This is a genomic window from Streptomyces sp. NPDC002144, assembly GCF_053593695.1.
Window position 1 is genome coordinate 1 of sequence record NZ_JBSFDB010000084.1, and the last position, 23,121, is coordinate 23,121.

General features: G+C 71.3%; 24 protein-coding genes and 1 riboswitch. Of the genes, 12 read left to right on the forward strand and 12 right to left on the reverse strand.

Annotation, left to right across the window (positions count from 1 at the left end; all coding sequences use genetic code 11):
• The first annotated feature begins 180 nt into the window (after nt 1-180).
• The 6 genes from ACWCQ1_RS48480 to ACWCQ1_RS48505 all read left to right on the forward strand — a co-directional run bounded on the left by ACWCQ1_RS48480 (nt 181) and on the right by ACWCQ1_RS48505 (nt 8,010).
• Nucleotides 181-681, forward strand: a complete 501-nt coding sequence (locus ACWCQ1_RS48480) for a GNAT family N-acetyltransferase (protein ID WP_358594081.1) — start codon at nt 181-183, stop codon at nt 679-681.
• Between the two features lie 22 nt (nt 682-703).
• Nucleotides 704-870: riboswitch (cobalamin riboswitch) on the forward strand.
• Between the two features lie 118 nt (nt 871-988).
• Complete coding sequence (locus ACWCQ1_RS48485) at nt 989-3,328, forward strand: ribonucleoside-diphosphate reductase subunit alpha (protein WP_451029651.1); 2,340 nt, start codon at nt 989-991, stop codon at nt 3,326-3,328.
• On the forward strand, nt 3,328-4,338 hold the full coding sequence (locus ACWCQ1_RS48490; RefSeq protein WP_358594085.1) for a ribonucleotide-diphosphate reductase subunit beta: 1,011 nt from the start codon (nt 3,328-3,330) through the stop codon (nt 4,336-4,338). The genes ACWCQ1_RS48485 and ACWCQ1_RS48490 overlap by 1 nt, the downstream gene beginning before the upstream one ends.
• Nucleotides 4,339-4,365: 27 nt before the next feature.
• A complete protein-coding gene (locus ACWCQ1_RS48495) occupies nt 4,366-4,959 on the forward strand; it encodes a nucleotidyltransferase family protein (RefSeq protein ID WP_451029652.1) in 594 nt (197 codons plus the stop codon).
• A 272-nt stretch (nt 4,960-5,231) separates the two neighbouring features.
• A complete protein-coding gene (locus tag ACWCQ1_RS48500) occupies nt 5,232-7,295 on the forward strand; it encodes a putative Ig domain-containing protein (RefSeq protein ID WP_451029653.1) in 2,064 nt (687 codons plus the stop codon).
• A gap of 172 nt (nt 7,296-7,467) precedes the next feature.
• Nucleotides 7,468-8,010: a hypothetical protein gene (locus ACWCQ1_RS48505; protein WP_451029654.1), complete on the forward strand. Its 543-nt coding sequence runs from the start codon at nt 7,468-7,470 to the stop codon at nt 8,008-8,010.
• On the opposite strand, the gene ACWCQ1_RS48510 is transcribed toward ACWCQ1_RS48505, so the two are convergent.
• The gene (locus ACWCQ1_RS48510) at nt 7,977-8,201 is read right to left on the reverse strand and encodes a hypothetical protein (RefSeq protein WP_358594091.1); all 225 of its coding nucleotides are present in this window, start codon (nt 8,199-8,201) and stop codon (nt 7,977-7,979) included. The two genes, ACWCQ1_RS48505 and ACWCQ1_RS48510, sit on opposite strands and share 34 nt — an antisense overlap.
• A 93-nt stretch (nt 8,202-8,294) precedes the next feature.
• Between ACWCQ1_RS48510 and ACWCQ1_RS48515 the strand changes: the two genes are divergently transcribed.
• Entirely contained in the window at nt 8,295-9,260 is a 966-nt protein-coding gene (locus ACWCQ1_RS48515; protein ID WP_451029655.1) for a GlxA family transcriptional regulator, read from the forward strand.
• Nucleotides 9,261-9,275: 15 nt separating this feature from the next.
• Here ACWCQ1_RS48515 and def read toward each other — a convergent pair whose 3' ends face one another.
• The 7 genes from def to ACWCQ1_RS48550 form a co-directional block, all read right to left on the reverse strand.
• A complete protein-coding gene (def, locus tag ACWCQ1_RS48520; protein ID WP_133044551.1) occupies nt 9,276-9,926 on the reverse strand; it encodes a peptide deformylase in 651 nt (216 codons plus the stop codon).
• Between the two features lie 75 nt (nt 9,927-10,001).
• Nucleotides 10,002-10,982, reverse strand: a complete 981-nt coding sequence (locus tag ACWCQ1_RS48525) for a tetratricopeptide repeat protein (RefSeq protein ID WP_356949496.1) — start codon at nt 10,980-10,982, stop codon at nt 10,002-10,004.
• 113 nt (nt 10,983-11,095) lie between these two features.
• Entirely contained in the window at nt 11,096-12,352 is a 1,257-nt protein-coding gene (locus ACWCQ1_RS48530; protein WP_451029656.1) for an HD-GYP domain-containing protein, read from the reverse strand.
• Between the two features lie 154 nt (nt 12,353-12,506).
• The gene (locus ACWCQ1_RS48535) at nt 12,507-13,814 is read right to left on the reverse strand and encodes an HD-GYP domain-containing protein (RefSeq protein ID WP_133044548.1); all 1,308 of its coding nucleotides are present in this window, start codon (nt 13,812-13,814) and stop codon (nt 12,507-12,509) included.
• A gap of 134 nt (nt 13,815-13,948) precedes the next feature.
• Nucleotides 13,949-14,356, reverse strand: coding sequence for a roadblock/LC7 domain-containing protein (locus ACWCQ1_RS48540; protein ID WP_133044547.1), 408 nt, complete (start codon nt 14,354-14,356; stop codon nt 13,949-13,951).
• Nucleotides 14,357-14,714: 358 nt separating this feature from the next.
• Complete coding sequence (locus tag ACWCQ1_RS48545; protein WP_358594098.1) at nt 14,715-15,536, reverse strand: DUF4388 domain-containing protein; 822 nt, start codon at nt 15,534-15,536, stop codon at nt 14,715-14,717.
• Entirely contained in the window at nt 15,533-15,895 is a 363-nt protein-coding gene (locus tag ACWCQ1_RS48550; RefSeq protein ID WP_451029657.1) for a hypothetical protein, read from the reverse strand. The genes ACWCQ1_RS48545 and ACWCQ1_RS48550 overlap by 4 nt, the downstream gene beginning before the upstream one ends.
• A gap of 166 nt (nt 15,896-16,061) precedes the next feature.
• Between ACWCQ1_RS48550 and ACWCQ1_RS48555 the strand changes: the two genes are divergently transcribed.
• Nucleotides 16,062-16,427, forward strand: coding sequence for a hypothetical protein (locus tag ACWCQ1_RS48555; RefSeq protein WP_133044545.1), 366 nt, complete (start codon nt 16,062-16,064; stop codon nt 16,425-16,427).
• A gap of 43 nt (nt 16,428-16,470) precedes the next feature.
• Here ACWCQ1_RS48555 and rsrA read toward each other — a convergent pair whose 3' ends face one another.
• From rsrA to ACWCQ1_RS48575, 4 genes are all read right to left on the reverse strand, one after another.
• Nucleotides 16,471-16,782 (reverse strand): mycothiol system anti-sigma-R factor, encoded by a 312-nt coding sequence (gene rsrA, locus ACWCQ1_RS48560; protein ID WP_133044544.1) that lies wholly within the window; start codon nt 16,780-16,782, stop codon nt 16,471-16,473.
• Nucleotides 16,779-17,462, reverse strand: a complete 684-nt coding sequence (gene sigR / locus ACWCQ1_RS48565; RefSeq protein WP_207929812.1) for a sigma-70 family RNA polymerase sigma factor — start codon at nt 17,460-17,462, stop codon at nt 16,779-16,781. Before sigR ends, rsrA begins: the two co-directional genes overlap by 4 nt.
• A gap of 257 nt (nt 17,463-17,719) precedes the next feature.
• Nucleotides 17,720-18,349 (reverse strand): alpha/beta hydrolase family protein, encoded by a 630-nt coding sequence (locus ACWCQ1_RS48570; protein ID WP_133044542.1) that lies wholly within the window; start codon nt 18,347-18,349, stop codon nt 17,720-17,722.
• A gap of 1 nt (nt 18,350) precedes the next feature.
• On the reverse strand, nt 18,351-19,172 hold the full coding sequence (locus tag ACWCQ1_RS48575; protein ID WP_133044541.1) for an SOS response-associated peptidase: 822 nt from the start codon (nt 19,170-19,172) through the stop codon (nt 18,351-18,353).
• Nucleotides 19,173-19,222: 50 nt separating this feature from the next.
• On the opposite strand from ACWCQ1_RS48575, the gene ACWCQ1_RS48580 reads away from it, so the two are divergent.
• The 4 genes from ACWCQ1_RS48580 to ACWCQ1_RS48595 all read left to right on the forward strand — a co-directional run bounded on the left by ACWCQ1_RS48580 (nt 19,223) and on the right by ACWCQ1_RS48595 (nt 22,749).
• Complete coding sequence (locus ACWCQ1_RS48580; protein ID WP_133044540.1) at nt 19,223-19,942, forward strand: M50 family metallopeptidase; 720 nt, start codon at nt 19,223-19,225, stop codon at nt 19,940-19,942.
• A gap of 65 nt (nt 19,943-20,007) precedes the next feature.
• Nucleotides 20,008-21,327, forward strand: coding sequence for a 3-phosphoshikimate 1-carboxyvinyltransferase (gene aroA, locus ACWCQ1_RS48585; protein ID WP_133044539.1), 1,320 nt, complete (start codon nt 20,008-20,010; stop codon nt 21,325-21,327).
• Nucleotides 21,328-21,338: 11 nt separating this feature from the next.
• A complete protein-coding gene (rsgA, locus tag ACWCQ1_RS48590; protein ID WP_133044538.1) occupies nt 21,339-22,349 on the forward strand; it encodes a ribosome small subunit-dependent GTPase A in 1,011 nt (336 codons plus the stop codon).
• 76 nt (nt 22,350-22,425) lie between these two features.
• Complete coding sequence (locus ACWCQ1_RS48595; RefSeq protein ID WP_133044537.1) at nt 22,426-22,749, forward strand: DMT family transporter; 324 nt, start codon at nt 22,426-22,428, stop codon at nt 22,747-22,749.
• Nucleotides 22,750-23,121 lie beyond the last annotated feature (372 nt).

Consider the following 23,121-nt stretch of genomic DNA (forward strand, 5'->3'; position numbering starts at 1 on the left):
CGTCCGTGAGCTCGTGTCGCCGCACCATACGGGCGTCCTGCCCGGCCAACTAGGAGATCCACCCCGCCCACCAAGAGCCATCAGAAACGACCTAGCCCCTGAGGCGTACACGGCGCGGCCGGCGGGCCGTCGGATGGATCCGGCGGCCCGTTGTCGTGCCCGTCCGGCACACTCGGGTCCATGGACATCCTGATCAGGCCGGTGGAACCCGGCGAGTACGGCACCCTCGGCGAGATCACCGCCGGGGCCTACGTGCAGGACGGTCTGCTGGCCTTCGGCGAGAGCGACTGGTACCTGGAGGAGCTGCGGAACGTCGCCAAGCGGGCGTCGGCCGCCGACGTGCTGGTTGCCGTCCGCGACGGCACCCTCCTCGGCGGCGTCACCTTCGTCCCCGCCGGCGGCTCGATGGCCGACCTGGCCCGCCCCGGAGAGGCCGAGATCCGCATGCTGGCCGTGGCCGGCGCGGCCCGCGGCCAGGGCGCCGGCGAGGCCCTCGTACGGGCCTGCGTCGACCGCGCGCGAGCCTCGGAGTGCACCGGCGTGGTGCTGTCCACCCAGCAGAAGATGCACGCCGCGCACCGCATCTACGAGCGCCTGGGCTTCCGCCGGGCACCCGGCCGCGACTGGAACCCGATCCCCGGTGACGCCTTCACGCTCCTCACCTACGAGTTGACGCTCTGACACGCTCCGAAGTCGCCGCGACACAACATATGGGGGTGCTGTTCCTACCCGACACAAGATGTATGCTCAACCTCGCTGTCGCCGCAGGGGAATCCGGTGCGAATCCGGAACTGTCCCGCAACGGTGAACCCGCGCACACCCGTGCGCGGAGTCAGTCCGAGGACCTGCCGACAGCGCACCCGGCCACACCGGCCCGGGTGCCCTGACGTCCGGGCCTCGCGGAATGGGCCGGTGGACGCGAAGCGCGCCGCGCTCGTGTGCTGCCCCCTGCCCGCAAGGCCCCGTGCCGAGCGAGGGAGAGCCCCACGTGACCATCGCGCCAGCCGATCCGGCTTCAGTGGCGACGGAGACCGACGGTCTGGGAACCGCACTGCTGCGGACTCTGACCGAGTTCACCGCCGACCTTCCCGACGCCGACCCCGGCCGGGTCGCCGCCGCGGCCCTGCGCGGCCGGTCGGCGCAGGCCGACGAGGCGGAGCTGCGCGAGCTGGCCACCGAGGCGGCGGCGGGCCTCATCTCCGAGGACCCCGCCTACAGCAGGCTGGCCGCTCGGCTGCTGACCATCGGCATCGCCGCCGAGGCCGCCTCGCAGGGCGTCACGTCGTTCACCGAGTCCGTGGCGGTGGGGCACCGCGAGGGCCTGATCGCCGACCGGACGGCCGAGTTCGTGCGCGTCCACGCCGACCGTCTGGACGCGCTGATCGACCGCCGCGCGGACGACCGGTTCGGCTACTTCGGCCTGCGTACCCTGCACAGCCGCTACCTGCTGCGCCACCCGATCACCCGCAAGGTGATCGAGACGCCCCAGCACTTCATGCTGAGGGTGGCCGCCGGACTCGCCGAGGACGACAGCCGCCGCGCCCTGGACGAAGTGGCCTCCCTCTACGGCCTGATGAGCCGCCTCGACTACCTGCCCTCCTCCCCCACCCTCTTCAACTCCGGCACCCGGCACCCCCAGATGTCGTCCTGCTACCTCCTCGACTCCCCGAAGGACGAGCTGGACTCCATCTACGACCGCTACCACCAGGTCGCCCGTCTCTCCAAGCACGCCGGCGGCATCGGCATCGCCTACTCCCGCGTCCGCGCCCGCGGTTCGCTGATCCGCGGCACCAACGGCCACTCCAACGGCATCGTCCCGTTCCTGAAGACGCTGGACGCGAGCGTCGCCGCCGTGAACCAGGGCGGCCGGCGCAAGGGGGCCGCGGCCGTCTACCTGGAGACCTGGCACTCCGACATCGAGGAGTTCCTGGAGCTGCGCGACAACACCGGTGAGGACGCCCGCCGTACGCACAACCTGAACCTCGCGCACTGGATCCCGGACGAGTTCATGCGCCGGGTCGACGCCGACGAGCGGTGGTCGCTGTTCTCCCCGGCGGACGTGCCCGAACTCGTGGACCTGTGGGGCGAGGAGTTCGACGCGACGTACCGGCAGGCGGAGGCGGCGGGGCTCGCCCGCAGGACGCTCCCGGCCCGCGAGCTGTACGGCCGGATGATGCGCACCCTCGCGCAGACCGGGAACGGCTGGATGACCTTCAAGGACGCCGCCAACCGCACCGCGAACCAGACGGCGACCCCCGGTCATGTCGTCCACTCCTCCAACCTCTGCACGGAGATCCTGGAGGTCACCGACGACGGTGAGACGGCCGTGTGCAACCTCGGCTCGGTCAACCTGGGCGCCTTCGTGGCCGGCGACGGCCTCGACTGGGAGCGGCTGGACGAGACCGTCCGCACGGCGGTCACCTTCCTCGACCGTGTCGTCGACATCAACTTCTACCCGACCGAGCAGGCGGGCCGCTCCAACGCCAAGTGGCGCCCGGTGGGTCTGGGCGCGATGGGCCTGCAGGACGTCTTCTTCAAGCTGCGGCTGCCCTTCGACTCGCCCGAGGCCAAGGCCCTGTCCACCCGGATCGCCGAGCGCGTCATGCTCGCCGCGTACGAGGCCTCCGCGGACCTCGCCGAGCGGAGCGGCCCGCTGCCCGCCTGGGAGAAGACCCGTACCGCCCGGGGCGTGCTGCACCCCGACCACTACGACGTCGACCTCGCCTGGCCGGAGCGCTGGGCCGCGCTGCGTGCGCGGATCGCGGCGACCGGCCTGCGCAACAGCCTCCTCCTCGCCATCGCGCCGACCGCGACCATCGCCTCCATCGCCGGTGTGTACGAGTGCATCGAGCCGCAGGTGTCCAACCTGTTCAAGCGCGAGACGCTGTCCGGCGAGTTCCTCCAGGTCAACTCCTACCTGGTACGGGAGCTGAAGGACCTCGGCGTCTGGGACGCCCGCACCCGGGAGGCCCTGCGCGAGGCGGGCGGCTCGGTGCAGGACTTCGCATGGATCCCCGAGGACGTACGACGCCTGTACCGCACGGCGTGGGAGATCCCGCAGCGCGGCCTGATCGACATGGCGGCGGCCCGTACGCCCTACCTGGACCAGTCCCAGTCCCTGAACCTCTTCCTGGAGACGCCGACCATCGGCAAGCTCTCCTCGATGTACGCGTACGCCTGGAAGCAGGGCCTGAAGACGACGTACTACCTCCGCTCCCGCCCGGCGACCCGCATCGCCCGCGCCGCACGGGCGACGGTGCCCGTACCGACGGCGGACGCCGTCGCCTGCTCCCTGGAAAACCCCGAGTCCTGCGAGGCCTGCCAGTAATGCCCAGCAACCAGAACCTGCTCGACCCCGGCTTCGAGCTGACGCTGCGTCCCATGCGCTACCCGGACTTCTACGAGCGCTACCGGGACGCCATCAAGAACACCTGGACCGTGGAGGAGGTCGACCTCCACTCCGACGTGGCCGACCTGGCGAAGCTGTCCCCGATGGAGCAGCACCTGATCGGCCGGCTGGTCGCCTTCTTCGCCACGGGCGACTCGATCGTGGCGAACAACCTGGTGCTCACCCTCTACAAGCACATCAACTCCCCGGAAGCGCGGCTGTATCTGTCGCGCCAGCTCTTCGAGGAGGCCGTCCACGTCCAGTTCTACCTGACGCTGCTGGACACCTATCTTCCCGATCCGGAGGACCGGGCGGCCGCCTTCGACGCCGTCGAGAGCATCCCCTCCATCCGTGAGAAGGCGGAGTTCTGCTTCCGGTGGATGGACTCGGTGGAGAACCTGGACCGGCTGGAGTCCCAGGCCGACCGCCGCCGGTTCCTGCTCAACCTGATCTGCTTCGCCGCGTGCATCGAGGGCCTGTTCTTCTACGGCGCCTTCGCGTATGTGTACTGGTTCCGCAGCCGGGGTCTGCTGCACGGTCTCGCCACCGGCACCAACTGGGTGTTCCGCGACGAGACGATGCACATGTCCTTCGCCTTCGACGTGGTCGACACCGTGCGCAAGGAGGAGCCGGACCTCTTCGACGACCGGCTGCGGGAGCAGGTGACCGCCATGCTGAAGGAAGCGGTGGAGGCGGAGCTGCAGTTCGCCCGCGACCTGTGCGGCGAGGGGCTGCCGGGGATGAACACCGAGTCGATGCGGCAGTACCTGGAGTGCGTCGCCGACCAGCGCCTCACCCGCCTCGGCTTCGCCCCCGTGTACGGCTCCGAGAACCCCTTCTCCTTCATGGAACTCCAGGGCGTCCAGGAACTGACCAACTTCTTCGAACGCCGCCCCTCGGCCTACCAGGTGGCGGTGGAGGGCACGGTCGACCTGGACGAGGACTTCTGACGGACCCGACTGTGGTAAGCCAGGGGAATGATCGGCCGCCTCCCTCTCGATGAGCAACTCGACGCCCTGCGCACGGTGTTGTCCCGCAACGACGTGCTGACGGAGGTGCTGGCGCGGACCGCGACGCTCGGCCTGCCCGGGTGGTATCTGACGGCCGGGTGCCTGTTCCAGACGGTGTGGAACGTCGTCACGGACCGGCCGCCGGCCCATGGCATCAAGGACTACGACGTCTTCTACTTCGACGACCGTGACCTGTCCTGGGAGGCCGAGGACGCCGTGATCGAGGCCGGCCGGGAGGTCTTCGCCGGCCTCCCGGCGGAGGTCGAGATCCGCAACGAGGCGCGTGTACACCTCTGGTACGAGGAGAAGTTCGGGGTGCCCTGTCCGCCGTACGCGTCCAGTGAGGCGGCGATCGACAGTTTTGCTGCGACGACCTGTTGTCTGGGGGTGCGGCTGGAGGGGGACGGGCGGTGGCGGGTGTATGCGCCGCACGGGCTGAGTGATGTGTTCAATCTCGTCGTACGGCCCAATCCGGTGCTCGCGCCGAGGACCGTCTACGAGGCCAAGGCAGCCCGATGGCGCGCGCAGTGGCCGGAGTTGACCGTGTTGGACTGGCCATAAAGGATCCATCCGTCGTCCATGGAGTTCCTATGGAGCGGCAAAGTTCTTCCGGCGCATCTGTTCCGCCGCCCCGCGCCCCGGCTACCTTCCTGCCGTCCTGTCATGTCACCCACAACAGCACCACAAGCGCACCACAGCGATGTCACAGGACGCTCCATGTAAACCCAATGTGTCATGCCCATGACGAAAATCGCGCACAGCCGCCGCTACGCGCGTCACAGGCCTGCCACCAGCGTCGAGAACCCCACTCCAACGACGGAGGCAGTACCCCCATGCGTGAGAAGTCCCGACGGAGTCTGCGAAGACTCCTGACCGCAGCCCTCCCCGCCCTCGCCCTCGGCGTCGCCGGACTCGTCGCCGCTCCGGCGACCCAGGCCCAGGTCCAGACCCAGGCCACGGCGACCTCGTCGCACTCCCGCGTCACCCAGAACGCCCAGGCCCTCACCTCCCCCGCCCGGCAGACGTTCCACTCCACCGGCAAGGCGGGCCAGAAGGTACCGACCCAGCACCTGTGCGGCACGCCGACCCCCGGCCACGCGGCCTGTTTCGCCCAGCGCCGGACCGACATCAGGCAGCGGCTGGCCTCCGCGGTGGCCGCCGCCGCGCCCTCCGGCCTCAGCCCGGCCAACCTGCACAGCGCCTACAACCTGCCCTCGACGGGCGGCTCGGGCCTGACGGTAGCCGTGGTCGACGCCTACAACGACCCCAACGCGGCCTCGGACCTGGCCACTTACCGCTCGACCTACGGCCTGTCGGCGTGCACGGTGGCCAACGGCTGCTTCAAGCAGGTCGGCCAGACCGGTTCGACGACCTCGCTGCCGAGCAACGACACCGGCTGGGCCGGTGAAGAGGCCCTCGACATCGACATGGTCAGCGCCGTCTGCCCGAACTGCAACATCATCCTCGTCGAGGCCAACTCCGCGAACGACACCGACCTCGGCATCGCCGAGAACGAGGCCGTGTCGCTCGGCGCCAAGTTCGTCTCCAACAGCTGGGGCGGCTCCGAGTCCTCGTCGCAGACCAGCGAGGACACCTCGTACTTCAAGCACCCGGGTGTCGCCATCACCGTCTCCGCCGGCGACTCCGCCTACGGTGCCGAGTACCCGGCGACCTCGCAGTACGTGACGGCGGTCGGCGGTACGGCCCTGTCCACGTCCTCCAACTCCCGCGGTTGGACCGAGTCGGTGTGGCACACCAGCTCCACCGAGGGCACCGGCTCCGGCTGCTCCGCCTACGACCCGAAGCCGAGCTGGCAGACGGACTCCGGCTGCTCCAAGCGCATGGAGGCCGACGTCTCCGCGGTCGCCGACCCGGCCACCGGCGTGGCGGTCTATGACACCTACGGCGGTTCCGGCTGGGCGGTCTACGGCGGCACCAGCGCCTCGTCCCCGATCATCGCGGGCGTCTACGCCCTGGCCGGCACCCCCGGCTCCAGCGACTACCCGGCGAAGTACCCCTACAGCCACACCAGCAACCTGTACGACGTCACCAGCGGCAACAACGGCTCCTGCTCGACGTCCTACTTCTGCACCGCCGGCACCGGCTACGACGGCCCGACCGGCTGGGGCACCCCGAACGGCACCACCGCCTTCACCTCGGGCAGCACCTCCGGAAACACGGTGACCGTCACCAACCCGGGCAGCCAGTCGACGACGACCGGCAGCTCGGTCAGCCTGCAGATCAAGGCGAGCGACAGCGCGGGGGCCACGCTGACCTACAGCGCGAGCGGCCTGCCGACCGGGCTGTCCATCAGCAGCTCGTCCGGCCTGATCTCCGGTACGGCGTCCACCGCGGGCACCTACCAGGTCACCGTCACCGCGAAGGACTCGACCGGCGCCTCCGGCTCGGCCTCCTTCTCCTGGACGGTCGGCTCCAGCGGCGGCACCTGCACCTCGACGCAGCTGCTCGGCAACCCCGGCTTCGAGTCGGGCAACACCACCTGGACCGCCTCCAGCGGGGTCATCACCAACTCCAGCAGCGAGAGCGCCCACGGCGGCTCGTACTACGCCTGGCTGGACGGGTACGGCTCCAGCCACACCGACACGCTGTCCCAGTCGGTGACCGTCCCGAGCGGCTGCAAGGCCACCTTCACCTTCTACCTGCACATCGACACCGCGGAGACCGGCAGCACGGCGTACGACAAGCTGACGGTCAGCGCGGGTTCGACCACCCTGGCGACGTACTCGAACGTCAACGCCGCCTCGGGCTACGTGCAGAAGTCCTTCGACCTGAGCTCCTACGCGGGCTCGACCGTCACCCTGAAGTTCAGCGGTGTCGAGGACTCCTCGCTCCAGACCAGCTTCGTCGTCGACGACACCGCCGTCACCACGAGCTGAGCACGGCTTGATCCGGGCCCCGGTCGCCGCCTTCGCGGCCGGGGCTCCGGCATGCGCGGCCGGGGCTCCGGCATGCGCGGGCGTGGATCCGGCCTGCGCGGGTGTGGATCCGGCATGCGCGGGCGTGGATCCGAACATGTGGGTGACACGTCAAAGAGGAGAGGAGGCCCCCATGCGCCGATCGATCCCCCACACGACCCTCGCCGTCGCCGCGCTCGCCCTCGTCCTCGCCGGCTGCGGCGGCCAGGCCGACAGCGGCAAGGGCGGCGGAAGCAACAGCGTGTCGTCCTCTCCCACCCCCACGACCTCGTCGTCACCAACCCCCACGAGCCCGTCCTCTCCGGCCCCCACGAGCCCGTCCTCTCCATCCCCCACCACCTCGCCCACCCCGAGCTCCACGGGCTGTACGCCCGACGCCACGCTCGACGCCCGCGACAGCGGCCGTACCGTCTGCCTGGCGGTCGGCGACACGCTCCGGATCAGTCTGGACGGGACGTCCAAGCGGCCCTGGAAACCGGTCACCGCCAAGGGCTCCGTCCTTCAGGCCACCAACAGCGGCATCGTGCTGCAGCCCGGCGACGCGAACGCCGCCTTCAAGGCCGTGGCGGACGGCAGGACCCGGCTGGAGTCCACGCGGCCGTTGTGCGCCGCCCAGACGGGCCGGGTCTCGTGCCTGGGGATTCAGGAGTGGTGGGTCACCGTGGTGGTGAAGTAGCGCCGCCCGAGGACCGGGCGCTCCCGCGCGCCGAGGCCCTCGGCCGCAAGGCGGGCCCGTTCGGCCTCGCGGATCTGGCGGTCCACCCGACGGTCGTGCGCGAGGCCGATCACGGACGGGAGCACGATCAGGGCGAGGAGTCCGAGAACGAACAGCATTCCGATCAGTCCTTCGATGTGTGCCGTATCCATAGACACCACTGTCGCGCCGTTGACACCTTACAAACAGTGGCAGGACTGCCGTAGAGCCTCGAAAAACTGCCAATCCTGAGGCACACTGGAGACATGCTCCAGAACGTGGCCGCCGTCGTGCTGGACGGCGTGAACCCCTTCGAACTCGCCGTCGTCTGCGAGGTGTTCGGCATCGACCGCAGCGACGACGGACTGCCCGTGTACGACTTCGCGGTCGCCTCCGCCGAGGGGCCGGTGCTGAGCACCCGCGGCGGCTTCTCCATGCAGGTCGAGCACGGTCTGGAGCGGCTGGAGGAGGCCGACCTGATCGCCGTGCCGGCCGGCGCCCACTACGGGAGCAGGGATTTTCCACCGGAGATGCTCGAGGCCCTGCGCCGCGGGGTCGACCGGGGCGCGCGGGTGCTCAGCGTCTGTTCCGGTGTCTTCGTGCTCGCCGCCGCCGGGCTGCTGGACGGCCGGCGCTGCGCCGTGCACTGGCACGACGCGGAGCAGCTGGCGCGCGCCTACCCCCGGCTGACGGTCGAGCCCGACGTCCTGTACGTCGACGAGGACCCGGTGATCACCTCCGCGGGAACCGCCGCCGGTATCGACGCCTGTCTGCACATCGTGCGCAAGGAGCAGGGCCCGGAGGTCGCCAACAAGATCGCCCGGCGCATGGTGGTGCCGCCGCACCGGGACGGCGGGCAGGCGCAGTACATCGAGCGGCCGCTGCCGAGGAGCTCGTGCGACACCGTCGGCGAGGTGCTGGCGTGGATGGAGCGGCATCTCGACGAGGAGGTCACCGTCGAGCAGCTGGCCGAGCGCGCGCACATGTCGCCGCGCACCTTCGCCCGCCGCTTCCAGCAGGAGACCGGGACGACCCCCTACCGCTGGATCCTGCGCCAGCGGGTGCTGCTGGCCCAGCGGTTGCTGGAGGCGACGGACGAGACGGTGGACGCGATCGCCGGGCGGGCCGGGTTCGGCAACGCGGCCGCGCTGCGGCACCAGTTCATGCAGGCGGTCGGCACCACGCCGAACGCCTACCGGCGCACGTTCCGGGGGCCCGAGGCGGCCGCCTGAACGTCGTGGGGCGTCTCAGTCGTTGGCGACCACGGGATAGCGGGGCTCGTTCTCGGCCATCTGCCGCAGCGCCTCCTTGCGCTCGCGCTTGGAGAGCCGGTCGATGTAGAGGTATCCGTACAGGTGGTCGGTCTCGTGCTGCAGGCAGCGGGCGAAGTAGCCGGTGCCGCGGACCTTGATCGGGTTGCCCTTCTCGTCCTGGCCGGTCACCTCGGCGTAGTCGGGGCGGGCGAGCGGCGCGTACGCGGTGGGCACGGACAGGCAGCCCTCGTTGCTGTCGTCCAGCCGGCGCTGGTCGGCGGGCAGGTCGACCAGCTTGGGGTTGCAGACCACGCCGACGTGCCGGGCGCCCTCGTCGTCCCCACAGTCGTAGACGAAGACCTTCAGGTCGACGCCGATCTGGTTGGCGGCCAGGCCCACGCCCTCGGCGGTGCGCTGGCTGGCGAACATGTCCGCGACCAGCTGCTCCAGCTCGGGGCCGAACTCGGTGACGTCCTTGCACTCCTTGTGCAGCACCGGGTTCCCGACGACCGTGATCGGCCGCGAGGTGCCGCGCTCGCGCCAGGCGGCCTCGCGCTCCTCGGCGTCCCCGGTGTCGATGACGAAACCCTCGTCGTCCACGGGAAGCACGCCCGCGTGCTGCTGATCGGTGTCCTGCTGCGCCATGACCGACGTATGCCTTCCTGCAACCATGCCAATTCCGGGAGTACAGCCTAAAGGCAGTTCGGCGGGGAGGTCCGGTCAGCAGACTTCTTCGAGGTCCCGCCAGTCCCTGGAGTCCGGGCTGTCCGCCACCCACCCGTCCAGCAACCCCCGTACCAGCGAGGCCGGCGCCGCCACCCCGCATTCCCGCTCCGGTACCCACATCTGCCCGTCGGTGCGGTGGCCGAGGGGGCCCGGGTGGCCCGGCTCGCTGTGGTCGTGCGGGTCGAGATGCTCGCCGTCGCCCTCGTCGGAGGGCATACGGGACTCGCTGCACATCCGGCACAGCAGCCGGACCGACGACGACCAGTCCTCCGCCGCGAACCCGGCGTCGGCGGCCAGTTGCTCCAGCGCGTCACGGTCCGCCTCGGTCGCCGCCTCCAGCAGCACCACCCAGGTCGGCACCGGCGAGGGCGCCCACAGCTCGATCTCGTCGAAGACGGGGTAGGCGTGCCCGGCGGCCGTGGTGCGCTCACCGTGCGGAACGCCGTCGTGCAGGACGACCTCGCCCCAGCGCCGTCCGGACGACGGCAGCGGGATCGACAGCACCTCGATCCGCGCGGGATCCAGCCGCCGCCCCCACACCACCTCGGCCTCCCCCTCCGGGGACAGTCGTACGGCGGCGCTGCCCAGGTCCATGCCGAGAGGTTCGCCGGACGCGGTGGCGACGCCCGGCACCCGCAGCCCGTACGCCTGCCAGGCCCGCCGGGCCAGCGGCCAGTCCTGCAGGGCCGTGGCAGCGATGCCGACGTTCCACCAGTCGGGCGCCCCGGTCTCCCGGTCCAGCAGTGCGACGGCGCGCAGTCCGGCCGCGCGGGCCTGCTCCCAGTCGTGCCGGAACTTGTGCAGCAGGGCGAGGTTGAACCAGGACTCCGACAGCCAGGGCTCCAGATCGGCGGCGCGCGTCAGCAGCGCGCCCGCGTCCTCGTACCGGCCGTCGCCGATCAGCGTGAAGGCGCGATCGGTGGCCTGCCGCCAGGAGGCGGAGGGCCGGTGCCGTCCCTTGCCGAAGATCCTCACGATTCCCGCCTGCCAGTTCCGTGGAGTGGGCCGGCCCAGAGCCTGGTGCCCCCGGACACCCTCTCATTCGCATCCAACCACGTGCGGCTGGAAGGGCGCTCATTACCCATGGGTTACCCAGCCGAGGGGACGGTCAGACAGTCCCTGGCGAGGACCCGAGCGAGCGATTCCACCACGTCGGGCGCGTAGTCACCGGCGGTCGCGAGGCGCAGTTCCTCCAGCGCCGTCAGGGGTCCGCCGGGTCCGGCGCCCTGCACCTTCTCCTCGTACGCGTTGACGGCCCGCACGATCCGGGCCGCGACGGGCTGCTCCCGGTAGGGGTCGGCCTGCCGCTCGACGACCACGGCGACGGCCGGATCGACGCCGGTCTGGCGTACGACGGCTCCGCCGAGCAGCGCGATCCGCCGCTGCTCGGGGCCGGGCAGGCCGGCGGTGGCGCCCGCGGGGACCGGGTCGACGAGGCTGAGCTGCCCGATGTCGTGCATCAGGGCGGCGGACTCCAGGACGGCCAGCTCGGGCCGGGTGAGCCCGAGGTCGCGGCCGACGGCCCGGCTGAGTTCGGCGACCCGGCGGGCGTGCCCCGGCGGGGTGTAGCCGGCGATCTCGGTGGCGCGGGCGAGGGAGGCGATGGTCTGCCGGTAGGTGGTCCGTACGGCGGCGTACCGCTTGAAGGACAGCTGGGTGAGCAGCAGGGGCAGGCAGAAGACCGGGAGCGCCCAGAGGCCGACGACCGCGACCGCGAGCGCCATCACCGCGCCGGTCGCGCAGACCGCCGACCCGATGCCGAGCAGGGCCCGCAACTCGTCCCGCAGCAGCGGGCCGAAGGGCCAGCCGGTGCGGGAGTGGGCGAGGGCGGCGGCGAGCACGCAGTCGCACAGCACGGTGAGGGTGAGCAGCGCGAGCAGCAGCAGGGCGTAGGCGGGTCCCTCCCAGTGGTCGAACACCCCGCGGCTGTAGAGGGGTTGGAAGCAGACGGCGGCGAAGGCGACGGACAACACACGCCGGGCGAGATGGTCGAGGACGGGCCCCTGACCGCGCGCCACGTGCGGTACGCAGCCGAGCAGCGCGGCCGCGAGCACGACGGCGACGACCTGTGCGGCCCCGTGCCGGGAGGGCTCCTGGGCGTTGGCCCCGAGCAGCGCGTACGACAGCGCGCCGGCGGCTCCGAGCGGCGCGGCCTCCCTGACCCGGGCGCCGGTCCAGCGGTTGAGCTCACCGACGGTGACGAGCACACCGAAGGCGAGGGCGGTGGGGCGCTCCTCCATACCGTTCCAGAGGGTGACGGCCAACGAGCCACCGGCGAGGAGTGCGGCCCCGGCATGGATGAGCGCGGTGAGCGACGGGCGGCACGGCCGCAGCCGTACGATCATCTGCGCACCCCCTGCCGGCCGGCGACGGGTGGCGCCGGGACACCGTAACGGCCCTCGACGCCCGTCCACCGAACGACGCCCGACGAGCCGCCCGCCGGGAACGCGGTCCCGGCGGGAACGAGCCCGGCCCACAGCGCTCCGCGCGACCACACCGTCATCGACGGACCCCCTCCCGGTCGGTGGTGGGTGGGGACGGTGCTCCGGGGCGCTGCTCGTCCGCCGTCACGGCGGGATGCCAGCCCTCCCGGGCCAGGGCCCGCACCAGCGCGGCGACCATCCGGGGGTCGAACTGGGCGCCCGCGCACCGTCCGAGCTCCTCCAGCGCGGCCGGGACGGGCCGGGCCCGGCGGTAGGAGCGGGTGGAGGTCATCGCGTCGAAGGCGTCGGCGACGGCCACCACCCGTGCCGATTCCGGGATCTGGCTGCCCATGAGCCCGTACGGGTAGCCGCTGCCGTCCAGCCGCTCGTGATGGTGGAGCACGGCCGCCCGCGCCTCCCCCAGGAACCCGATGCCGCGCACCATCTCGTGCCCGTACTCGGGATGCAGCTCGATCACCCGCCGCTCCTCGGGCGTCAGCGGCCCGTCCTTCCTCAACAGCCGCGTGGGGACGCCGAGTTTGCCCACGTCGTGCAGGATCCCGGCGAAGCGCAGCACCTCGACGCGGGCGTCGTCCATGCCGAGTTCACGCGCGATCATCATGGAGGCCTGCCCGACCCGCTCACTGTGTCCGCGGGTGTACCCGTCCTTGATGTCGACGGCCTGGACGAGTGCGCGGATGGTCGCCCGGTGCGCGGCCCGCTCACGGTGGGACTGTGCGAACACCCACCAGGACACGCACATCGGCAACAGCACGAGCAGGGCGGCGACCGGGCCGTACGGGCTGCGCCACAGCACGGCCATCATGAGCCCGGCGAGTCCGTGGACGGCGACGGGAGCGAGGGACCGTACGAACAGTCCGCGCCAGGCCCGCCGTACCGGAACCCGTTCGGCCAGCGCGAGGATCCCGCCCTCCAGGGCCGTCAGGGCCAGGCAGAAGGCCAGGACCGCCGCTCCGGCGGCCACCAGCACGTACGGGAAGTCGGGCGTGAGGACGGCGTCGCGTCCGCCGAGCGCCTCGTGCACCCGCCCGGCGACCCAGACGGCGAGCGCCAGTTGGGCCGCCCGCCGGATCCGCCGCAGCGCGTACGGGCGTTGCTCGACCCGGGAGAGCAGCGCGCCCGGCAGCGGGACCAGCGCGGCGGCGGGCGGCGGCAGCAGGAAGGCGCCGGCGAGCAGGACCGGGTAGAACGTTCCGGCGAAGCGCCGACGGGCGGCGGCCTGCTCACCACCCGCGTACAGCGCGGCGAGCAGAACGACCGCCCAGCAGGGCGTGTGCGTCTCGGGCAGCGGGAGCAGACAGCACAGAGTGACGACGACGAGCCCGGCGACGTACGCGCGTGCCCGTGCCGGTACCGCCTCCACGCCCACGCCCTCCCGTCGTGCCCGTTCCGGCAACGGAGCCTAGGGCGCGGGGCGTTGCGAAGGGGCCGCTATGGGGGAATCTGCGGGCATATAGCCTCAGGATTAGCCCGTTCGAGTGAGCGGTGGTCGAACGTTCAGCCCGGCACGTCCTCCGCGAGCACCTTGCTCAGTTCCTCCACGGCGGCCGGTGACTCCCGCTGGAACGCGGCGAGGTCCAGGCCCTCGTCGCCCATGACGGTGAGCAGCGCTCGGTCGCCCACGGACGTGACGACGACATGGCCCGAGCCGCCCCGGACGACCACTTCGCGCAGCGGGCCGGCGCCCGTGTGGTCGGCCATGCGGCGGCCGACGCCGAGGGTCGCGGCGGCGAGGGCGGCGACGGACTCGGCGTGCACGGATTCGACGTCGGCGACGACGAGCAGGCCGTCGGCCGTGGACAGGACGCTTTCGCTGACCCCCATCACCCGGTCGCGCAGCGAGGCCAGGATGTCGGTGAGAGCGTTGGCGGAATCACGCGGTTCGGACGAGGGGTTTTCGGTCATTGACACGTGCTCCTTGCTCCGGGCGCCTGCGGTGGCTCGTTCGAACGCGTGGTCTCGGGAAGCCCGCCCAGCCCTCTCATGACGCGCCGCAGGGTCTCCAACGAGGGCTGATCCGCGGCCAGTTCCTCGGGCGAGGGAATGGGATACGCGTACAGCCCGGACCTGCTCCGGTTCACATCACGGACCGGGAGGGGCGGCTTGGCGGGCGAGGGGGTGGCGGTGGTCGGGGAGTCGGGGGTCGATGAGGGCTCGACGGTTCCTGAAGGCTTCGTTCGCGCGGGTTCCCTGCGTCGGGGGGTTTCCCGCGACCGGGGTTCCTCGCGGCGATCCTCGCCCGGTGCGTCGTCCGGTGCTGGGCTCACAGGGCACCCTTCTCACCGCGGTCCGGGGCCGGAGAGGTGCCGCCCGGTCTGCGCCTGGGCAGGGGGCCGGCGGCCGGGGCGGCCCCGGTCGCGGCAGGACTCCCCGGGGTGAGACGGGGCGCGGTGCTCGGCCGGTCGCCGGTCGCCGCCCCGGCCCCCCAGAGCACCAGCCCCAGCGCCTCCAGCCGGACCAGGTCCAGCAGGACGGGGTAGAGCCCGCGTCCGAGGGCGAAGGCGAGGTCCCGGGGCGTACGGCGCCCGTTGACGCCACCGAGCAGCTCCCGGTACCGCTGCGGCAACCTCGAACCGTCGTCCGCCGTCAACCTCGGCCGCAATCGCGCCAGTTCGCCCGGTGTCCTCCCGGAGCCGGCCAGCGAGGCGATGCGGCGGGTGGTCTCCTCGGTGAGGTGGCGGGGTTCCACCCCGGACGGGGTGAGGAGCGTCGGCTCCCGCTCCCCCGTCTCCCAACCGCCCACCGGACTCAGCGCCATGGCGAAGGCGGCGTCGAAGACCGCGGCGGTGCACACCACTTCGAGTTCCGCCGCTCCGATCAGTCCGGCCGCCACCAGATGCCCGCCCAGCCGGTCGGCGTCCGGTTCCGCGGCGCAGGCGGCGAGCCACGCGGCGTCGTCGATGCGCCCCGGCGTGAGCAGGACCGATGTGGCGCTGGGCGCGCCGGGCGTCTCGATCGCGCCGACGAGACCGTCCCGCAGATGGATCGTTCCGCCGGGCGCGCCGGAGACCCGGACGGTACCGGTGAACTCCCCCTCGCGCAGTCCCTGCAGGAGCGCCGGGACGTTGCGAGCGGTGGGCGTCACGCCAGCACCTCCGCGAGCCGGTCACCGAAGCCGCGCAGGGCGAGCGCGACGTTGGAGCGGTCCCGGTCCAGACCCGCGGTCAGCAGCAGGGGGTCACCGGCCGGCCGTACGACGCTGAACAGCATCTGGTGGCGCCGGCGGCTGGTGAGGACCACGCTCTCCAGCTCCCCCTCGGCACCGGCCGCGCCGAGACGCTCGGCGATCAGGGTGGCGAACTCGCTGCTCTCCGTGCCGTCCCCGGCCTCCGTGACGTCACCGGCTGCGCCGTACACCAGCCCGGTCACCGCGTCGACGAGGGCGACACCCGTGACCCCGGGAGAGTCGAGCAGCCGTTCCAGGGAGGACTGGAGAGCCGTCACTTTTTCCCCCATCGACCCCCCAAGCCCATACCTCACGCATTAGTTTGAACGTCAAGTTTCGCCAGGCACGCCAAATTTGGCGCGAAGTGACGCACATGTCGCTTGGGTTCGATCGTAGTTGGCCAGGCATCGACCGGTCAGCAGCACGGAAGAATTGAGGTAACCGGTGAACATCGAGACCGCGCTCAAGGAAGCCATGACCATGGACGGCGCGATCGGCGCCGCCATCGTCGACTATGAAAGCGGCATGTCCCTCGGCACTCTCGGCGGCGGCCAGGGCCTTGACCTGGAACTCGCGGCGGCGGGCAACACCGAGGTGGTGCGGGCCAAGATGCGCACCCTGGCCTCGCTGGACATGGACGACGTGATCGAGGACATCCTGATCACGCTGGGCAAGCAGTACCACCTGATCCGCCCGCTGAGCAGCAGCAAGGGGGCGCTGTTCTTCTACGTCGCCCTGGACCGGACGCGCAGCAACCTGGCGCTCGCCCGGCACGGGCTGAGGCGGATCGAGAACGGCCTGGAGATCTGACCGGACGCGCACGGCACGACCGGGGGCGGTCGCCCGGTAGCGCTCAGGACTCCTGGGGCGTCGCCGGCGCGGCCGCCACGTCGCGCGGTGGCACGGCCTGCCCGGAGCGGATCAGCTCGATCCGCCCCATCACCTTGGACCGCAGGTCCGTCGGCACGTCGTCATGCCCGCAGCAGCGCTTGACGAGCTTCTTCACGGCCTCTTCCAGGCCGTACTTCTCCAGACACGGCGAGCACTCCTTGAAGTGCTGCTTGAACTTGTCGCGATCGACTTCCGGCATCTCACTGTCGAGGAACTCGTACAAATGATCGAGTACCTCGCTGCAGTCCGTCTCGTGCGGCTCTCCGCAGCTCATGAGCCCGAGCCTTTCGCTTCGTCCGAGTCTCCGGCGCCGGCCGGGACCAGCCCGCGCTCACGGGCGTAGTCCTCGAGCATGCCGCGCAGTTGACGGCGGCCCCGGTGCAGCCGGGACATCACCGTACCGATGGGTGTCCCCATGATGTCCGCGATCTCCTTGTACGCAAAGCCCTCTACGTCGGCCAGGTACACGGCGATACGGAATTCCTCGGGGATCGCCTGGAGCGCTTCCTTCACGTCCGAGTCCGGCAGATGGTCGAGCGCCTGCGACTCCGCGGAGCGCAGACCCGTCGACATGTGCGACTCGGCACGGGCGAGCTGCCAGTCCTCGATCTCCTCGGCCGCGGAGCGCTGGGGTTCGCGCTGCTTCTTGCGGTAGGAGTTGATGAACGTGTTGGTGAGGATCCGGTACAGCCACGCCTTGAGATTGGTGCCTTCGCGGAACTGGTGGAAGGACGCGTACGCCTTGGCATACGTCTCCTGCACCAGGTCCTCCGCGTCCGCCGGGTTGCGCGTCATGCGCAGGGCGGCCGAGTACATCTGGTCGAGGAATTCGAGCGCGTCCCGCTCGAAGCGCGCACTGCGCTCCGACGTCGACTCCGCGCTGACGCCCTGGCCCTCGGGCAGCTCCGCCTGGCCGTTGTCGGTCCCTGCGTCGGTCCCAGTGACCGGACCCACCTCCTCAAGATTCCGGGTGGCATCGAAACCGGTGCCACCGGAATTGGAGGATAGACGACGACCCGTCCCCGCCGCCCCTCGAATCGGGGTGGTCTTGGCCGCAGTCAGCACCGTCCAGTCCAGGTCAGCACGGTTGCTGCGGCTCGGGCATGTGGTCGAACCCATGCGGCGGACTTCCTCTCCCACGACGTCGGTGCTGGTGGTTCAGCACTTCTGTCCGCCTCAACAGAGGTCAGGTCCGCAACATTCCCAGGCGGTCACCTCAGTGACCCGGCCCATTTCACGACGGCGTCCGTGACGATCGCCACGGCCTGCTCCGGTCCGAGCTCCGCCCGCTTCGGCACGGCGAACCCGTGATCGGCGAACGGCACCTCGACCAGTTCGTACGTCCCGTCGGGAAACTCCTCCGGCCTGCCGAAGGGATCGTTTCCGCCCTGTACGACCAGGGTGGGCACCCCGGATCCCAGCAGTTCCCCGGCGCGCGACTTCTCCGGCCGGCCCGGCGGATGGAGCGGGAAGCTCAGGGCGAGGACGCCATGGGCGCCCAGCTCGGTCGCCGTACGGCAGGCGACCCGGGCGCCGGCGCTGCGGCCCCCGGAGACCACCGGCAGCCCGAGCTTGGTCAGGGCGGGCCAGATGCCGTGCCAGCCGACGTCCAGCGTCTTCGGCGCCGGCGCCACCTTCTTGCCGGCGACCCGCCAGGGTTGCTCCACCAGGGCGACGGTCACGTCGTGCCGCGGCAGGACATGGGCGAGCGCCTGGAGGTCGCGCGCCTCGATGCCTCCGCCGGCGCCATGGCTCACGGCCAGCACGAGCCGTGCGTCCTGGGCCGGATGCCAGGTGATGCGGGCGTCCCCCGCGTCCGTAGCGATGATCTCGGTCGTCACGTCAGAACAGTGTGCCCTCTTCGGGACCTTCCAGCTCCTTGAGCAGCTCCGGGCCGTTGTTGCGGACGTTGCTGACGGCGGTGGAGACCGGGTAGGCGCGCATCAGGCCGGGCGGCGGAGGCTGCAGCAGGGAGCGCAGGTCGTCGAGGCCGGTGCGGGAGGGGTCGAGCCAGGAGTCCCAGCGGTCCGGGGTGAGCATCAGCGGCATCCGGGGGTGGATCTCGGCCAGGGAGTACGGGCCCTCGGCCGGGGAGACGGCGAGCGGGGTCGTCTCCGCCTCCGTGGTGATCACCGAGCAGGTCACCCACCAGGCCTGCGGGTGGTCGTCGGGGAGGGTCTTGTCCCGCCAGAACTCGTACAGCCCGGCCATCGCGAACACCGAGCCGTCGGCCGGCAGCACGAAGTAGGGCTGCTTGCGCGGCCGCTTCTTCCTGCCCTCGACCTCCAGGTCCCGCTCCTGCTTGCCGGTGACCCACTCGTAGTAGCCGTCGGCGGGGATGATGCAGCGCCGGGAGGAGAAGGCCCGCTTGTACGCCGGCTTCTCGTGGATGGTCTCGGCGCGGGCGTTGATCATCCGCGCGGCGCCCTCGGGGCTCTTCGACCAGCTCGGCACCAGCCCCCACTTGAGCTTGCGCAGCTGCCGAACCGGCCGCGGTTCGTCCACGTCCTTAAGAGGACGGTCGAGGACGGCGTAGACCTCCTTGGTGGGGGCCACGTTGTAATCGGGCGCCAGAGTCTCCTCGGGCTCCGGCTCCCACCTCTCGATCTCAAAGATTCCTGCGAGATCCTCTGGCCGACGACTAGCCGCATACCTACCGCACATACGTGCCACACTGCCAGATCCGCCGAGCCCACCGGGAGTCACCGCTGAACATGGACAGCACCGCATCCTCTCTCGCGTCCCTGTGGGACCGCGTCTTCGGCACCCAGCCCGACCCCGACCTGTGGGTGGTGATCGCGACCCTGGTCGCCGCGCTCGCCGTCACCGTCCCCCACGACGTCTGGCGCATCGCGCGCAACGCCATCACCATCGCCCACGAGGGCGGCCACGGCCTGATCGCGCTGCTCACCGGCCGCACCCTCACCGGCATACGCCTGCACTCCGACACCAGCGGCCTCACCGTCAGCCGCGGCAAGCCGCACGGCATCGGCATGATCCTCACCGCGGCCGCCGGCTACACCGCTCCCCCGCTGCTCGGCCTCGGCGGCGCGGCCCTGCTCGCGGCGGGCCACATCACGCTGCTGCTGTGGCTGGCGACGGCCCTGCTGCTGGCCATGCTGGTGATGATCCGCAACGCGTACGGGGCCCTCACGGTGGTGCTGACCGGGGGCGCGTTCCTCCTGGTGTCGTGGCTCGCGGGACCCCAGGTGCAGGCGGCGTTCGCCTACGCGGTGGTCTGGTTCCTGCTGGTGGGCGGAGTGCGCCCGGCCTTCGAGCTGCAGGCCAAGCGGATGCGCGGCGGCGCGGGCGACTCGGACGCGGACCAGCTGTCCCGGCTGACGCACGTGCCGGCGGGGCTGTGGTTGTTCCTGTTCCACGCGGTGTCGCTGTGCTCGCTCATCGGCGGCGGCCGGTGGCTGCTGGAGGTGTGACGGAGCGTCGACGGCGCCGCACCTGTGCGACGGCCGGTGCCACCCCCTCCTTATAAGGTGAACCCATGGCCCACAACCCCGCCGAGCACACCGCCCTCTGGCCCGCCCCCCACGCGAGCGGAGCCGTCGACGCGACGGTCCACGTACCGGGGTCCAAGTCGGTCACCAACCGTGCCCTCGTCCTCGCGGCCCTGGCGAGCGAACCCGGCTGGCTGCGCCGCCCCCTGCGCTCCCGCGACACCCTGCTGATGCTGGGCGCGCTGCGCGCGATGGGGGTCGACATCGAGGAGGGGGTCGGCCCGGACGGCACCGGCGAGACCTGGCGTGTGCTCCCGACGGGCCTGCACGGCCCGGCGACGGTCGACGTCGGCAACGCCGGCACGGTGATGCGCTTCCTGCCGCCGGTCGCCGCGCTCGCCGACGGCCCCATCCGCTTCGACGGCGACCCGCGGTCGTACGAGCGTCCTCTGCACGGTGTGATCGACGCGCTGCGCGTCCTCGGCGCCCGGATCGACGACGACGGCCGGGGCGCGCTGCCGCTGACCGTGCACGGCGGGGGCGCCCTCGACGGCGGCCCCGTGGAGATCGACGCCTCCTCCTCGTCCCAGTTCGTCTCGGCCCTGCTGCTGTCCGGCCCGCGCTTCAACCAGGGCGTCGAGGTCCGGCACGTCGGTTCCTCGCTGCCGTCGATGCCGCACATCCGGATGACCGTCGACATGCTGCGCGCGGTCGGCGCCCAGGTCGACACCCCGGAGTCGGGCGGCGAGCCGAACGTGTGGCGGGTCACGCCGGGCGCGCTGCTGGGCCGGGACCTGACGATCGAGCCGGACCTGTCCAACGCCCAGCCGTTCCTGGCCGCCGCGCTGGTCACCGGCGGCAGGGTCGTCATCCCGGACTGGCCCTCCCGCACCACCCAGCCCGGTGACCGGCTGCGCGAGATCTTCACCGAAATGGGCGGTTCCTGCCAACTCCTCGACTACGGGCTGGTGTTCACCGGTTCGGGTGGCATCCACGGTATCGATGTGGACCTGAGCGAGGTCGGCGAGCTGACCCCCGGCGTCGCGGCGGTCGCGGCGCTCGCGGACTCCCCCTCGACCCTGCGGGGCGTGGCCCATCTGCGGCTGCACGAGACGGACCGGCTGGCCGCGCTCACCAAGGAGATCAACGAACTCGGCGGTGACGTCACGGAGACCGCCGACGGCCTGCACATCCGCCCCCGCCCGCTGCACGGCGGGACCTTCCACACCTACGAGGACCACCGCATGGCGACGGCCGGCGCGATCATCGGCCTCGCGGTGGAGGGCGTGCGGATCGAGAACGTGGCGACGACGGCGAAGACCCTGCCGGACTTCCCCGAGCTGTGGACCGGGATGCTCGGGGCGTAGGGGTTTCCGCCATGCGCCGCTACGGCAAGCACACCGACGAGGACGACATTCGCAGCCGCCCGAACCGCAAGGGCACCCGGCCCCGCACCAACATCCGCCCCGCGCACGAGGACGCGGCCGAGGGCATGGTGCTCACCGTCGACCGGGGACGGCTGACCGTCCTCGTGGACGACCGGATCGTCATGGCGATGAAGGCCCGCGAACTGGGCCGCAAGGCGGCGATCGTGGGCGACCGGGTGGCCCTCGTCGGCGACCTGTCCGGCAAGAAGGACACCCTGGCCCGCATCGTCCGCATCGAGGAGCGCAGCTCGGTGCTGCGCCGCACGGCCGACGACGACGACCCGTACGAGCGCGTGGTGGTGGCGAACGCCGACCAGCTCGCCATCGTCACGGCCCTCGCCGACCCCGAACCCCGCCCGCGGCTCATCGACCGCTGCCTGGTCGCGGCCTACGACGGCGGCCTGGACCCCCTGCTGGTCCTGACCAAGTCGGACCTCGCCCCGCCCGACAAGCTCCTGGAGCTCTACGGCGACCTCGACATCCCCTACGTGGTCACCAGCCGCGAGGAACTGGAGAACGGCGACGCGGCGGACCGGGTGCGCGAGCAGCTGGACGGCAAGATCACGGCGTTCGTCGGCCACTCGGGCGTGGGCAAGACGACGTTGGTCAACGCGCTGGTCCCGGAGGACCGCAGGCGTCTGACGGGCCATGTCAACGCGGTGACCGGCCGCGGCCGGCACACCACCACCTCGGCGCTGGCCCTCCCCCTCGCCGGGGACGACGGCTGGGTGATCGACACCCCGGGCGTGCGGTCGTTCGGCCTCGCGCACATCGATCCGTCCCGGGTCATCCACGCCTTCCCGGACCTCGAACCCGGCACGGTGGACTGCCCTCGTGCGTGCAGCCACGACGAACCCGACTGCGCGCTGGACGCGTGGGTCGCCGAGGGTCACGCCGATCCCGCGCGCCTCTACTCCCTCCGCCGGCTGCTGGCGACCCGCGAGCGCAAGGAAGGCGACTGACCACCGCGTTGTTTGGCTGTACGTCAGCTCGGTAAGTGCATAATCGCACCGAGCTGGACATACGGGAGGACAGCACATGGCGTGGCTGCTGGTCATCGTGGCCGGGATACTCGAGACCGGCTTCGCCGTGTGCCTCAAGCTCTCCCACGGATTCACCCGGCTCTGGCCCACGATCGCGTTCTGCTGCTTCGCCCTCGGCAGCTTCGGCCTGCTCACCCTCTCCCTGAAGAAACTCGACGTCGGCCCCGCCTACGCCGTGTGGACCGGGATCGGCGCGGCGGGCACGGCGATCTACGGCATGATCTTCCTCGGCGACCTGGTCTCCACCCTCAAGATCGTCTCGATCAGCTTCGTCATCATCGGCGTGATAGGACTCCAGCTCTCGGGATCGGCGCACTAGGCCACCCACCACGACGCCCGCCACACCACCCACCGCCACGCCCGCCACACCACCCACCGCCACGCCCGCCCCACCGCGCGCCGCCCGCCCACGGCTCCGTCCCGACTCGCTGGCCGGCCGCCTTTTTTCCGCGCGGCGTACGCGGCGGGGGCCACGGGGGCGCACCTGAACGGCCTGACCGGGCAAGGCCCCCGGTGCCGACCTGGACGCCCGACCAGGCCAGGCCCACCGAAGTGCCCACCTAGCCGCCCAACCCGACTGCGCGGCTAGACCACGACTAGGTCGTTTCTGATGGCTCTTGGTGGGCGGGGTGGATCTCCTAGTTGGCCGGGCAGGACGCCCGTATGGTGCGGCGACACGAGCTCACGGACG